Below are 13,742 nucleotides of genomic sequence, written 5' to 3' on the forward strand. Positions count from 1 at the left end.
ATTGTTAGGAAGGTATAAACATGGATAGCAAAACATATTTTTCGGAAAAATTAGCAGCACTTCTTTTTTTAGAAATAAAAAAGAATAGTAAAATTAATGATTTTGTCATTTTGGATGATATTTATTTCCCTGTGAGAACTAATGAGATAATCCAAAAGGTAAAGAAAAAGGAAGATTTTAAAAATATACCAGTCAATTTATTTATAGAAGGAATGTTTTATGTTTTGGGAGCAGATGAGCACTTTAAATACAATGAGGAATATAAAAAAATCATTAATACTGTGCCAAATTCGACAGGATTTATTAAAAGTGTAGTATTTAAAGAAATTAAAGATGAAAATTATGAAGAAGCATATATTATTTTAAAAGGATTATTAGTTATAGAAGAAAATACCGATAATTATGATAAAATTTTTCTTTTAGTTGATAAATTAAGACTTACTAATATTATGTTTAAGGAAGAAGAACTAAAACTTATAGAAAAAGCTAAATGTATTACTAATTATAGTAATCCATATTTATATGAGGCACTAGTATTAAATAGTGAAAAAAAACATGACTTAGCATTAATTGCTTTAAGAAATTATACTATGAATGGTGGGGAACAAACTTTAGATGTTGTTGAACTTAAAAACTCATTGGAAACCATAACAGGTTTTGAAAAAGCAAAAGAGTTAGTACAGACGGATCCTAAAGAGGCACTTAAAATTTTAATACCTTTGATAAATCAATTAGGAGATAGACCACATATATATTATCATTGCGCTGTTGCATATAGAAATTTACAAAATTATGAAAAGGCAATATATTATTTAAATGAGGCAGTAGCAATTGATAAAGATTTAATTGAGGTTATTAATGAATTTGGAATTAATTATGCTTGCCTTGAAAATTACGAGATGGCAATACAATATTTTAGGAAAGCATTTGAAGTTACAAAATCCATAGAGATATGCACAAATTTAGTTATGTGTTATCTAAATGTAAAAAATGTTGAACAAGCAAGGATACATTTAGATATAGCTAAAAAAATAGATGCAAAAGATGAAATTGTGATCGATTTAGAAAAACTTTTTGATGAAAGTAAATAATGGATTTGATAGAAAAATTTAATGTAATATAATAAATATTTTGGGTGTAGATGGACATAATATTATAAATAGAAGAATTAGGAACATTTATTAAAGGGGAGAAGAATTATGAGAGTTAAGAAAGCTATAATACCAGCAGCGGGGCTTGGCACAAGATTTTTACCAGCTACAAAAGCGCAACCTAAAGAAATGCTGCCAATAGTTGATAAACCAACAATACAGTATATTATAGAGGAAGCAGTTGCAGCCGGAATTGAGGAAATATTAATTATAACGGGAAGAAATAAAAGAGCTATCGAGGATCATTTTGATAAGTCAGTTGAACTTGAATACCAGTTACAAAAAAATGGTAAAGATGAAGTTCTAAAGATGGTCCAAAATATATCCAACTTGGCAAATATTTATTATATACGTCAGAAAGAACCTAAAGGTTTAGGTCATGCGATAAGTTGTGCAAAAACCTTTGTTGGAAATGAACCATTTGCGGTAATGCTCGGTGATGATGTTGTAGATAGTGAAGTACCTTGCCTAAAACAACTTATAGATTGCTACTCAAAATATGAAACTTCAATTATAGGAGTTCAAGAGGTTCCTGAAAGTGAAGTTTCCAAATATGGTATTGTAGATGGAATATCAGTAGAAAACAGAGTTTATAAGGTTAAAGATGTTATAGAAAAGCCAAAGGCAAGTGAAGCTCCATCAAACATTGCTATACTAGGAAGATATATTATTACACCTAGAATATTTGATATTTTAGAAAATACAAAACCAGGTAAGGGTGGGGAAATACAACTTACTGATGCTTTAAAAACTTTAATATCAGAGGAAGATATGTATGCTTATAATTTTGAGGGTAGAAGATATGATGTGGGAGATAAAGAAGGTTTTTTAGAAGCAACTGTGGAATATGCACTTAAACGAGATGAGCTTAAAGAAACTTTTATGAAATATCTTTTAACTATTAAAGACAATGATATGTTTAAAGAGGTTTATAGTAAATGTTTTAATAATCAAAACAAATAATATAAATAAAAAGCTAGTGAAACTAGCTTTTTATTTATATTATGCAGAAGTTGTAATAAGTTAGATAAAGAATTATGAATGTAAATCCAGGGATTTTAACAGAACATAATTTGTATTAATTTAATGAATTATAAATAAATAGTTAATATACTCTTATAAATTATACAAATAGAATGATTTAGGATATAATGGTACATGCTGAGATACACCATTATGTAAGTACAAAAAATATGTTGAATAATTTTAGAAATGATGTAAAATGGTTAGGGAGAGTTACACTGATAAAAAATCTATTAGCTTTAATGAAAGTAAAAGTTTATAAATATAAAAGAAAGAGTGTATAAGAAAGTTTATACATTAAATAAGACCTTTAAGGTTGCAGGAGGTAACAAAATGTTTCAATTAAAAGATGAATTATTATTAAAATTAAAAAACAAAACAGCTAGACTTGGTGTAGTTGGACTTGGATATGTGGGATTGCCACTAGCTGTAGAGAAGGCTAAGGTAGGATATGAAGTAATAGGATTTGATGTTCAAGATAAAAAGGTTCAAATGGTAAATGAGGGACGTAATTATATTGGTGATATTGTAGATGAAGATTTAGATAGATTAGTAAAGGCCGGAAAACTTAAAGCTACTACAGATTTTAGCTTTGTTAAGGATGTTGATACAGTATGTATAGCAGTTCCTACGCCACTTGATTTATATAAACAACCAGATTTATCATATGTAGTTGCATCAACTAAAAGTGTAGCTAAGTACTTACATAGGGGAATGCTTGTAGTACTGGAAAGTACTACATACCCAGGAACAACAGAAGAAGTGCTTAAGCCAATACTTGAAGAATCGGGACTTAAATGTGGAGTTGACTTTTTCTTAGCGTTTTCTCCAGAGAGAATTGATCCAGGAAACAAACAATTTAATACAAAAAACACTCCTAAGGTAGTCGGAGGATGTACGAAAGATTGTACAGAAGTAGCTGGGATGTTATACAGAAGTGTGCTTGAGGGAGATATACTAGAAGTGTCTTCACCAGCAGTAGCTGAAATGGAAAAAATACTTGAAAACACTTTTAGAAATGTAAATATAGCATTAGCTAATGAAATGGCTATTTTATGTAAAAGAATGAATATAGATATATGGGAGGTAATAGATGCAGCTAAAACTAAACCTTATGGTTTTATGCCATTCTACCCAGGTCCAGGACTTGGTGGACATTGTATACCTCTTGATCCGTTCTACCTTGAATGGAAGGCAAAAGAGTTTGATTATCATACAAAATTAATAGAAGCATCAGGTATAATTAACGATTATATGCCTGAATTTGTTTTAGAAAATGTTATGAAACTTTTAAATGGTCAGAAAAAAGCATTAAACGGAGCAAAAGTGCTTCTTATGGGTGCAGCTTATAAGAAAGATATAGATGATATGCGCGAATCACCTACACTAAAGGTTATAGAACAGTTAGAAAAGAATGGTGCTGACATAATTATAAATGATCCGTTTATACCTAAGTTCACACATAACGGCAAAGAATATGTAACTGTAAATTGGGAAGATGAAATAAAAAGTGCAGATATAGTAATCATAACAACAGATCACAGTAGTTATGATTATGAAAGAATTGTGGCAGAAGCTACTTTGTTATATGATACTAGAAATGCTACAAAACACGTTGTAAATAACAGAGAAAAGATAAATAAGCTTTAATGGTAGCACCGCAAGTGATTATTTAATATAATAAATATGGCATGCAAGCATTGTAAACTATTTTATAATATTGCATGCCAAAATTATAGAAATCACTATTTTATTAATCAATAAATATAAGCAGTAAGGAATCCCTTAGAACAACGATTCAAAGATGTTATGTTTTAAGGGATATTACAAGGAGGATTTTAAATGAAAAAAATACGTATGGCAATAATAGGATGCGGAAGAATATCATATAAACATGTAGAGGCTATAATTCAAAACAAGGATGAAATTGAACTTGTAGCAGTTTGTGACGTGGTAGAAGCCAATGCTATCGCTAAAAAAGATGAATACATAGAAAAAATAGGTAGAAATGTAGAGATTAAAGTATATAAGGATTATAAAGAAATGCTTGAAAAAGTGGATATTGATATGGTTTCAATTGCTACTGAAAGTGGATATCATCCAGAAATAGCTATATATTGTATGAATAAAGGGAAACATGTACTTGTAGAAAAACCAATGGCTTTATCTACTCAAGATGCTGACAGAATGATTGAATGTGCAAATAAAAATAATGTTAAGCTTTGTGTTAGTCATCAAAACAGATTTAATGAGCCGATACAAAAGCTAAGGGCTGCAGTCGAGGAGAATAGATTTGGTAAATTAGTTAATGGAACAGCAAGAATCCTTTGGAATAGGAATATGGGATATTATACTCAAGCACCATGGAGAGGAACTTGGGAACTTGATGGTGGTACTTTAATGAACCAATGTATTCATAATATTGATTTATTACAATGGATGATGGGTGGAGAAATAGATACTGTTTATGCACAGTGTGGAACATTCTTAAGAGATATAGAAGCTGAAGATTTTGGAGCAATAATTATTAGATTTAAAAATGGAGCTATAGGTGTAGTTGAAGGTTCAGCTTGTGTATATCCTAAAAATTTAGAAGAAACATTAAGCATATTTGGTGAAAAGGGTACAGTAGCTATTGGCGGTATTGCGGTTAACGCAATAGAAACTTGGAGATTTGCTGATAATAAGGATACTGAGGAAGAAATATTAAAACAGCAAAAGGGAGACCCAGATTCAGTATATGGTTTTGGACATACGCCATTGTTTAAAGATATGATAGATGCTATAAATACAAATAGACAACCGCTCATAAATGGAGTAGAAGGAAAAAAAGGTATGTCTATAATACTTGCAGCTTATAAATCAAGACTAACAGGACTTCCAGTTAAATTCCCAATGGGAGAATTCTCAACAATGCAAATGAAAAAATAGTTATAAAGATATTATATGAAAAGGGGTTATTTTCATGAAGTATGTTTCAGATAAAAGTAAATTGGGCAAAAATATAACAATGGGACATTTTGTAGTAATAGATAATGAGGTAGTAATAGGTGACAATTGTGTTATAGGAAGTAATGTAGTTATCCATGAAGGAACTATTGTAGGAGATAATGTTAGAATAGATGATAATACAGTAATAGGAAAACAGCCTATGAGATCTGTAAACAGCATATTTAAAAGTGAAGAAAAATTGCTACCAGCTAAAATTAATGAAGGATGCCTTATAGGGGCAGGTGTAATTATTTATTGTGGATGCGAAATTGGAACTAAAACACTAATTGCCGATACTGCTGTAATAAGAGAAAATGTAACAGTGGGTTCAAAGACTATTATTGGTCGTGGAACTACTATTGAAAATTTCTGCAAGATTGGATCTAATTGCAAAATACAAACTAATGTATATATAACAGCATATTCATTAGTTGAAGATTATGTATTTATTGCACCTTGCGTTACAACATCTAATGATAATTATGCAGCACGTTCTAAAGAAAGATTTGGTAAATTTAAAGGTGTAACTATTAAAAATGGTGGAAGAATAGGGGCAGGAGCTGTTATTTTACCAGGTATTACTATACATGAGGATGGTTTTGTAGCAGCAGGTAGTGTAGTTACAAAAGATGTTGAAGAAGGTGTTATTGTAGTTGGTAATCCAGCTAAGGTAATGCGTGACGTACCAGAAAATCAATTGCTCAAGAATCAATAAAGGAAGTAAAAATGGGAAATTATAATTTTAGAAATCTAGAAAAAAATGAATATGAACTATGGAATGAGTTTGTAGATAAATCTCCGCAAGGTAGCATATTTGCTAAAACATTTTGGCTTGATGCAGTAGGGTCATGTTATAAAATATTAGGGTGTTTTGATAAGGGAAATAGGTTAGTAGCAGGCATGCCTATAACTGAAACTAATAAGGGTCATGTATCGATGCCAAAGCTTACGCAAACACTTGGTATACTTTTTAATGACTTCTCTCAAATGAAATATGTGAAGAAAATTACAAAAGAAAAAGATATAACTATGGAATTTGTAAATAATATTCCTAAATTAAAGTTTTTTGATTGTGCATTTCACTATAATTTTACTAATTGGATGCCTTTTATGTGGAAAGGGTATAAGGAACAAACTAGATATACCTATGTAATAGAAGGTATCCAAGATATTGAAAAAGTTCGAGGGGCGTTTGCAGATAGCACGAAGTCTGTTATTACGAAATCTATGGGTCTTAATTTAAAGGTTATAGATAGTTTGGCCCTTACAGATATGTATAGTATGCTGAAAAAGACTTTTGAAAGGCAAAATATGCCTGTACCTTTCGATTTTAATTGGTTTAGCAGCTTTGATAAAATAATAAATAAAAATAAATCAAGAAAGATGCTTTTTACAGTTGATGAACAAAACAATCTTCATGCCGCATTATATCTTGTATATGATAGAAACTCTGCATATTACTTATTAGGTGGTGCTGATCCCGAATTCAGAAGCAGTGGAGCTATGTATTTAAATATTTTTGAAGCTATAAAATATTCAGCAGAATTTACTGATAAATTTGATTTTGAAGGTTCAGTAGCTCCTCAAATAGAAAGTATGTTTCGCTCCTTCGGAGCGCTTCAAAAACAATATTTCAGGATAAGTAAAAATAATTCAATTATTTTGAATTTAAAAGAAGATATAAGAAAATACGGAAAAATCATACTTAGAAGGGGATAATTATGTATAAGAATAAAAAATTTCTAGCCATTATTCCAGCAAGAGGTGGTTCTAAGAGTATACCCAATAAAAATATTATGTCTATATGTGGTAAACCACTTATAGCTTATACAATTGACGCAGGGAAAAAATCTAAATATATAGATGAAATAATAGTATCAACAGATAGTGATGTAATTAAGGTGATAGCAGAGCAGTATGGAGCTAAGGTACCTTTCTTAAGACCAGAGGAATTATCAAATGATACTTCAAAATCTATAGATGTAGTAATACATGTTATAAATTTTTATAAAAAGAATGATGTTAGTTTTGATTATGTGATATTATTACAACCTACATCGCCTCTAAGGACATTTGAGCATCTGGATAATGCTATAGAGAAGCTTATTGAGTCAAACAGCACATCGCTTGTAAGCGTATGTGAAGCAGATGAAAATCCTGTACTTATGAGAAGAATAGAAAATGAAAAATTAAAAGAAGTTATTAGTTTTGAGGGAACAAATCTAAGACGTCAGGATTTACCTACTTTTTACAAATTTAATGGTGCCTTATATATAAATTCGAATGATATGTTAATGAATAAAAGAAAGTTTGTTGATGAAAACACAGTTCCGTATGTAATGGACAAGGAAAGCTCTATAGATATTGATACAATGCTCGATGCAAGACTTGTAGAACTTATAATAAAGGAGAGCATAGATGTTTAAGATAGAAAATAAAGTTATAGGTGATGGAAACAGAACGTTTATTATAGCAGAGGCTGGGGTCAACCATAATGGAGACATAGAGATAGCAAAACAACTGGTAGATAAAGCTGTAATTTCAGGTGTTGATGCAATAAAATTTCAGACATTTAAAACAGAAAAGTTAGTTACTGGATATGCGGATATGGCTGATTATCAAAAAAGTAATATTGGGCATACTTCCTCACAGTTTACCATGTTAAAGCAACTAGAACTATCACAAGAAAGTTTTATAAAAATTCAAGAATATTGTAAATATAAGGGGATTATGTTTTTATCTACTCCTTTTGATTTTGAAAGTGCAGATTTTTTAGAATCTATAGGAATGTTGGCTTTTAAAATTAGTTCAGGAGATTTAACTAATATTCCTCTTTTAGAACATATAGCAAAATTCAATAAACCTATAATATTATCTTCTGGAATGGCAAATCTTTCAGAAATTGAAGAAGCGTTAAATGCAATTTATTGTTTAGGAAATAAAGAGGTTGCTGTGCTCCATTGTACTTCAAATTATCCAGCTAAATTACAAAGTGTTAATTTGAATGCTATGAATACTATAAAGAATGCTTTTAAAGTTGTAGGCGGATATTCTGATCATACTAAAGGAATAACAGTACCAATAGCTGCAACAGCTATCGGAGCTAATATAATCGAGAAGCATTTTACACTAGATAAAAATATGCAGGGACCAGACCACAAAGCTTCATTAAACCCTACAGAACTAAAAGATATGGTTCAATCAATCAGGGATGTGGAAATGGCACTTGGAAATGGCATTAAAAGGTATAACCCAAGTGAAGTAGATACAATTAAAGCTGCAAGAAAAAGTATTGTTGCATCTAGATATATAAAGAAAGGGCAGCTTATAACCCTAATGGACTTAGATTACAAAAGACCAGGCACTGGACTTTCACCTAAATTTTATGTAGATATTGTTGGGAAAAAAACTAATAGAGATATAAAAATGGATGAACAAATAACTTTAAATATTATAGAATGAAAAGTAGCTAATTAGTTTTACATTTATATAGAATAACAATTAATAATTGTTATTCTATAAGAGCCCTGCAAGGAGGAAAAACATGAAAAGAAAAATAGCAGTTATAACAGGTACGAGAGCCGATTATGGAATATTTTATTATGTTCTTAAGGAAATTGAAAAACATGAAGATTTAGACCTTAAGCTTATTGTATGTGGAATGCATTTATGTCCTGAATATGGGATGACTGTAAATGAAATCGAAAAAGATGGGTTTGATATAGCGGATAAGTTTGAAACTATATTAGCGTCGGATACTGGTGCTTCTATGGCTAAATCAATAGGACTTTCAATTATAAGCATGGCTCAAAGTTTTGATCGCATAAAACCAGATCTTTTATTAATACTAGGGGATAGGGGAGAAATGCTTGCTGCAGCAACGGCAGCTATCCATATGAATATACCTGTGGCTCATATTCATGGGGGAGAAGTAACTGGAACAGTAGATGAGTCTATAAGACACGCTATAACTAAGCTTTCACATATACACTTTCCTGCTAATGAGGATAGTAAGCAAAGAATAATTAAATTAGGTGAGAAAGAAAAGAATATTTATGTGGTAGGAGCACCAGGCCTTGATTACATTAAAAAAACAGAATATATATCAAGAAGTGAAATGCTAAAGAGGTTTGAATTAGAAGATGATAAGATATTTTTACTAACGCAGCATCCAGTAACTACAGAGCGTGACATGGTAGAGTTGCAAATACGAGAGACACTTGATGCAGTTGTAGAGCTAGGATATCAAACTATAGTTTCATACCCTAACAGTGATAATGGAGGGCGCGAAATTATAAAGGTAATCGAAGAGTACAGAGCTAAATATCCATTCTTAAAGGTATTTAGAAACTTAAGTCAAGTAGAATACCTTAGCTTTTTAGAGATAGCAGAGGTAATGATAGGAAATTCATCTTCAGGTATAATTGAAGCACCTAGTTTCAAGTTACCTGTAGTAAATATAGGTTCAAGACAGGATGGAAGATTAAGAGCTAGTAATATAATAGATGTTTCTTATGGAAAAGAATCTGTTATAAGAGGTATTAAAGAAGCGATATACGATGAAAGTTTTAAGAAACAATTAGAAAATTGTACAAATCCATATGGTGATGGCAATGCTAGCGGAAAAATAGCACAAATTATAAGCGAGGTAAAATTAGATAGGGAACTTATACAAAAGAGAATTACTTATTAACTTAGAAATTAAAGTTGAGGTGAAATTATGGAGAAAATCGTACTTGTAGGTGCAGGTGGACACTGCAAGGTAATTATAGATATTATAAAAAGTGTTGGTGAATATGATATTATAGGTGTAACAGATACTACTTTTAGAGGTCAAAAATTAGTATTAGATATACCTATAATAGGTGATGATAGTATTTTGAAAAAATTGTATAATGATGGTGTAAAAAATGCTTTTGTATGTATTGGTGCACTTCAAAATATTAAGCTTCGTGATAAAATATATAATAAATTAAAAGATATAGGATTTAATATACCGGTACTTATACATAAAGATGCAATAGTTTCATCTTATGCGAGCATTGCTGCTGGAACTTGTGTAATGCCAGGAGCAATAATTAATCCGGGTGTTTTCATAGAAGAAAATTGTATAATAAACACTGGTGTAGTAATTGAACATGATTGTAAAATACAAAGGAATACCCATATTTCTCCTAAAGCATGCATAGCTGGTGCGGTGAAAGTTGGGCATGATACACATGTAGGGATGGGAAGTTGTATAATTCAAACTCTACATATAGGGAATAATGTAATTATAGGAGCAGGAGCTGTGGTTATTAGCGATGTAGTAGATAATGTAGTTGCTGTAGGAGTTCCATCAAAAATTATAAAGCGCAGGTGATATTGTGAAATTTCCAATTGAAAATTATTGTATAGGAGCTAGTTCTACAATAAAAGAAACTATGAAAGTTATAGATAAAAATTTAACTGGTGGAGCGCTAGTTGTAAATGAAAATAATGAATTAGTGGGAACTATTACAGATGGCGATATAAGACGTGCTATGATTAAGGGTTTAAGTATAAATGATAGTATAGAGAACACATATTTCAAAAATTTTAAATTTGTTACAGAGGAGCATAGTAAAAAGAAAGCAAAAGAGTATATGTTAAGCAATAAGATAAGACAGGTTCCTGTAATTGATAAAGATAAAAAATTAATTGATTTATATTTTCTTGATGATATATTATCTTATGATAAAAAGGATAATTATGTTTTTATTCTAGCTGGAGGTTTGGGAACTAGGTTAAGACCTTTAACTGAGACAGTACCAAAACCAATGTTATTAATTGGTGACAAACCAATACTAGAACTTATAATAGAACAATTCAAAGAATATGGGTTTAATAACTTTATGATATCTCTTAATTATAAAGGAGAAATAATAGAGGACTACTTTGAAGATGGGAAAAAGTTTGGAGTAAACATAGAATATATTAAAGAAACTAAAAAACTAGGTACAGCAGGATCAATAGCGTTAGTTAAAGAAAAATTTATTAAACCATTCATAGTTATAAATGGAGATATACTAACAGGTATAGATTTCGAAAAATTTTTAAATCATCATATTAGAAACGAGTTTAATATAACTGTAGGTGTTAGAAATTATGAGGTTAATATTCCTTATGGGGTACTAGTTACTGATAATATGCTTATAGAGTCTTTGGAAGAAAAGCCCACATACAAATTTAATATTAATGGTGGTGTATATGTAGTAAATCCAGAAATTATAAAATATATACATAAGAATGAAGTTTACAATATGACAGACTTAATAGAAGATGCAATTAATAATAAATATAAGTCAGGTATATATGAGATAACTGAGTATTGGAAGGACATAGGACAAATAGAAGACTATAGAAAAGCCAACACTGATATTCATAAATTTTTTAAACTATAAAAAAGGGGTCGATTAAATGAATTGGCAAGGGAAAAAAGTTTTAATTACTGGCGCGGAAGGTTTTATAGGAAGTCATTTAACAGAAAGATTAGTGGAACTTGGAGCAGATGTTACGGCACTCGCTCAATATAACTCATTCAATAACTGGGGATGGATTGATACTTTTGATAAGAAGATTAAAGACAATATAAAAGTTGTTACTGGTGACATAAGAGAATATGATGGAATGAAAAGAATTATAAAAGGTCAAGAAGTAGTGTTTCATCTTGCTGCACTTATTGCAATTCCGTATTCTTATTTATCACCTATGGCTTATGTAAGAACAAATGTTGAAGGTACTACTAATGTCTTAGAAGCATGCAGGGAATACGATGTAGAAAAAATTGTACATACATCAACGTCTGAGACATATGGTACGGCTCTTTATGTACCAATTGATGAGAAACATCCAATGCAAGGTCAATCTCCATATTCAGCATCAAAAATAGGAGCAGACAAAATGGCGGAAAGTTACTATAAAAGTTTTAATATGCCTATAGCAACTATAAGGCCATTTAATACTTATGGACCAAGACAATCTGCAAGAGCTGTAATTCCAACAATAATATCACAGATACTTGCAGGAAAAACAGAAATCAAACTTGGAAGTTTAACGCCAACTAGAGACTTTAACTTTGTTAAAGATACTGCTGAGGCTTTTATAAAAATAGCAGAAAGTGAAAAGACTATTGGTGAAGTTATAAATGCTGGTTCAAACTATGAGATAACTATAGGAGAAACAGTTAAAAAAATAATAAAAATAATAGGCAAGGACGTAAAAATCATTTGTGATGATGAACGATTAAGACCTACAAACAGTGAAGTTAATCGACTATGGGCTGATAATACTAAAATAAAGGAATTAACAGGCTGGAAGCCAAATTACAATATAGATGAGGGTCTTTGCGCAACAGTAGAGTGGATAAAAAACAATATGCAGTATTTTAAAACAGATATATATAACGTTTAAAAAACGAAAAATGTTTAATAAAGTAGGAGGTTTTTATTATGATACCTTTATGTATACCAGAAATTAGAGGCAATGAATTAAAATACGTTAAAGACTGTATAGATACTAATTGGGTATCTTCAGTGGGAAGTTATGTTAATTTATTTGAAGAAAAATTTAGTGAATATGTAGGCAGCAAAAGTGCTGTAGTTACAATGAATGGTACAGCTGCGCTTCAACTTGCATTATTAACCCTTGGAATAGGAGATGGAGACGAGATTATAGTTCCATCACTTACATTTATATCTCCAGTTAATACTATAAAATACGTAGGTGCAGAGCCTGTATTTGTAGATGTATGTCGTGACACATTTGTTATGGATGCAGATAAAATAGAGGAATTAATAACATCTAAAACAAAAGCTATAATGCCAGTACATATTTATGGTCATCCTGTAGACATGGTTAAAGTAATGCAAATAGCGAAAAAACATAATTTATTTGTTATAGAAGATGCAACAGAAGCACTAGGATCTACTTGTGATGGTAAAATGGCCGGAACTATAGGTGATATAGGATGTTTTAGTTTTAATGGAAATAAGCTTATAACTACTGGGGCAGGTGGAATGCTTGTAACTAACAATTTAAAGTATGGCGAAAGAGCAAAATTTTTATCTACTCAAACAAAAGTAGTTACTGACAATAAAGCGTTTTACCATTCAGAAATAGGATACAATATGAGAATGCCGAATCTTTTAGCTGCATTCGGAGTAGCTCAACTTGAAAATGTTAAAGAATATTTAAAAATTAAAAGAGAAAATGCATTGTATTATAACAAGCTTCTAGGTGAAATTAAAGGAATTACATTGCCAGCTGAAAGAGAAAATGTAGAAAACTGTTACTGGTTATATTCAATCCTAGTTGAAGATGAATATGGTATAACTCGTGATGAACTTATACAAAAATTAAATGCAGATAAAATAGAGGCGAGACCTTTCTTTATGCCTATCCATGATATGCCTCCATATAAGGGAAGTAAACACGGCGATTTAGTTGTTACAAATGAGTTATATGAACGAGGAATAAATCTTCCAAGTTCTGTAGGACTTAAAAAAGAGGACATAAAAGCGGTATGTGAAATAATAAAAAACTCCAAGAAATAACGTT

At 30.7% G+C, this 13,742-nt stretch carries 13 protein-coding genes; all 13 read left to right on the forward strand.

Annotation, left to right across the window (positions count from 1 at the left end):
* The first annotated feature begins 20 nt into the window (after nt 1-20).
* The 13 genes from LL038_RS04960 (at nt 21) to LL038_RS05020 (ending at nt 13,738) form a co-directional block, all read left to right on the forward strand.
* On the forward strand, nt 21-1,091 hold the full coding sequence (locus tag LL038_RS04960) for a tetratricopeptide repeat protein (protein ID WP_216121736.1): 1,071 nt from the start codon (nt 21-23) through the stop codon (nt 1,089-1,091).
* Nucleotides 1,092-1,199: 108 nt separating this feature from the next.
* The gene (gene galU / locus LL038_RS04965) at nt 1,200-2,114 is read left to right on the forward strand and encodes a UTP--glucose-1-phosphate uridylyltransferase GalU (protein WP_216121735.1); all 915 of its coding nucleotides are present in this window, start codon (nt 1,200-1,202) and stop codon (nt 2,112-2,114) included.
* 393 nt (nt 2,115-2,507) lie between these two features.
* Nucleotides 2,508-3,824, forward strand: a complete 1,317-nt coding sequence (locus LL038_RS04970) for a nucleotide sugar dehydrogenase (protein ID WP_216121733.1) — start codon at nt 2,508-2,510, stop codon at nt 3,822-3,824.
* 192 nt (nt 3,825-4,016) lie between these two features.
* The gene (locus tag LL038_RS04975) at nt 4,017-5,105 is read left to right on the forward strand and encodes a Gfo/Idh/MocA family protein (protein ID WP_216121731.1); all 1,089 of its coding nucleotides are present in this window, start codon (nt 4,017-4,019) and stop codon (nt 5,103-5,105) included.
* 28 nt (nt 5,106-5,133) lie between these two features.
* Nucleotides 5,134-5,880 (forward strand): acyltransferase, encoded by a 747-nt coding sequence (locus tag LL038_RS04980; RefSeq protein WP_375293000.1) that lies wholly within the window; start codon nt 5,134-5,136, stop codon nt 5,878-5,880.
* Between the two features lie 11 nt (nt 5,881-5,891).
* Nucleotides 5,892-6,884 (forward strand): GNAT family N-acetyltransferase, encoded by a 993-nt coding sequence (locus LL038_RS04985; RefSeq protein WP_216121727.1) that lies wholly within the window; start codon nt 5,892-5,894, stop codon nt 6,882-6,884.
* Nucleotides 6,885-6,886: 2 nt separating this feature from the next.
* A complete protein-coding gene (locus tag LL038_RS04990; protein ID WP_216121725.1) occupies nt 6,887-7,591 on the forward strand; it encodes a cytidylyltransferase domain-containing protein in 705 nt (234 codons plus the stop codon).
* The gene (neuB, locus tag LL038_RS04995; protein ID WP_216121723.1) at nt 7,584-8,627 is read left to right on the forward strand and encodes an N-acetylneuraminate synthase; all 1,044 of its coding nucleotides are present in this window, start codon (nt 7,584-7,586) and stop codon (nt 8,625-8,627) included. The genes LL038_RS04990 and neuB overlap by 8 nt, the downstream gene beginning before the upstream one ends.
* A gap of 82 nt (nt 8,628-8,709) precedes the next feature.
* Nucleotides 8,710-9,858, forward strand: a complete 1,149-nt coding sequence (gene neuC, locus LL038_RS05000) for a UDP-N-acetylglucosamine 2-epimerase (RefSeq protein WP_216121721.1) — start codon at nt 8,710-8,712, stop codon at nt 9,856-9,858.
* Between the two features lie 27 nt (nt 9,859-9,885).
* Complete coding sequence (locus LL038_RS05005; RefSeq protein WP_216121719.1) at nt 9,886-10,527, forward strand: acetyltransferase; 642 nt, start codon at nt 9,886-9,888, stop codon at nt 10,525-10,527.
* Between the two features lie 4 nt (nt 10,528-10,531).
* Nucleotides 10,532-11,587: a nucleotidyltransferase family protein gene (locus tag LL038_RS05010; RefSeq protein ID WP_216121718.1), complete on the forward strand. Its 1,056-nt coding sequence runs from the start codon at nt 10,532-10,534 to the stop codon at nt 11,585-11,587.
* A 16-nt stretch (nt 11,588-11,603) separates the two neighbouring features.
* Nucleotides 11,604-12,596, forward strand: a complete 993-nt coding sequence (locus LL038_RS05015) for an NAD-dependent 4,6-dehydratase LegB (RefSeq protein WP_216121716.1) — start codon at nt 11,604-11,606, stop codon at nt 12,594-12,596.
* Between the two features lie 38 nt (nt 12,597-12,634).
* Complete coding sequence (locus LL038_RS05020) at nt 12,635-13,738, forward strand: LegC family aminotransferase (RefSeq protein WP_216121714.1); 1,104 nt, start codon at nt 12,635-12,637, stop codon at nt 13,736-13,738.
* Nucleotides 13,739-13,742: the final 4 nt, after the last annotated feature.

It is taken from the genome of Clostridium estertheticum (genome assembly GCF_026650985.1).
GTDB classification, from domain to species: domain Bacteria; phylum Bacillota; class Clostridia; order Clostridiales; family Clostridiaceae; genus Clostridium_AD; species Clostridium_AD estertheticum_C.

What these genes read in the sequence shown, in the direction of transcription:
- LL038_RS05020 (WP_216121714.1), top strand. Translation starts at nt 12,635, where the DNA reads ATGATACCTTTATGTATACCAGAAATTAGAGGCAATGAATTAAAATAC.
- galU (WP_216121735.1), top strand. Translation starts at nt 1,200, where the DNA reads ATGAGAGTTAAGAAAGCTATAATACCAGCAGCGGGGCTTGGCACAAGA.
- LL038_RS04960 (WP_216121736.1), top strand. Translation starts at nt 21, where the DNA reads ATGGATAGCAAAACATATTTTTCGGAAAAATTAGCAGCACTTCTTTTT.
- LL038_RS04975 (WP_216121731.1), top strand. Translation starts at nt 4,017, where the DNA reads ATGAAAAAAATACGTATGGCAATAATAGGATGCGGAAGAATATCATAT.
- LL038_RS05015 (WP_216121716.1), top strand. Translation starts at nt 11,604, where the DNA reads ATGAATTGGCAAGGGAAAAAAGTTTTAATTACTGGCGCGGAAGGTTTT.
- neuB (WP_216121723.1), top strand. Translation starts at nt 7,584, where the DNA reads ATGTTTAAGATAGAAAATAAAGTTATAGGTGATGGAAACAGAACGTTT.
- neuC (WP_216121721.1), top strand. Translation starts at nt 8,710, where the DNA reads ATGAAAAGAAAAATAGCAGTTATAACAGGTACGAGAGCCGATTATGGA.
- LL038_RS04985 (WP_216121727.1), top strand. Translation starts at nt 5,892, where the DNA reads ATGGGAAATTATAATTTTAGAAATCTAGAAAAAAATGAATATGAACTA.
- LL038_RS04990 (WP_216121725.1), top strand. Translation starts at nt 6,887, where the DNA reads ATGTATAAGAATAAAAAATTTCTAGCCATTATTCCAGCAAGAGGTGGT.
- LL038_RS05005 (WP_216121719.1), top strand. Translation starts at nt 9,886, where the DNA reads ATGGAGAAAATCGTACTTGTAGGTGCAGGTGGACACTGCAAGGTAATT.
- LL038_RS04970 (WP_216121733.1), top strand. Translation starts at nt 2,508, where the DNA reads ATGTTTCAATTAAAAGATGAATTATTATTAAAATTAAAAAACAAAACA.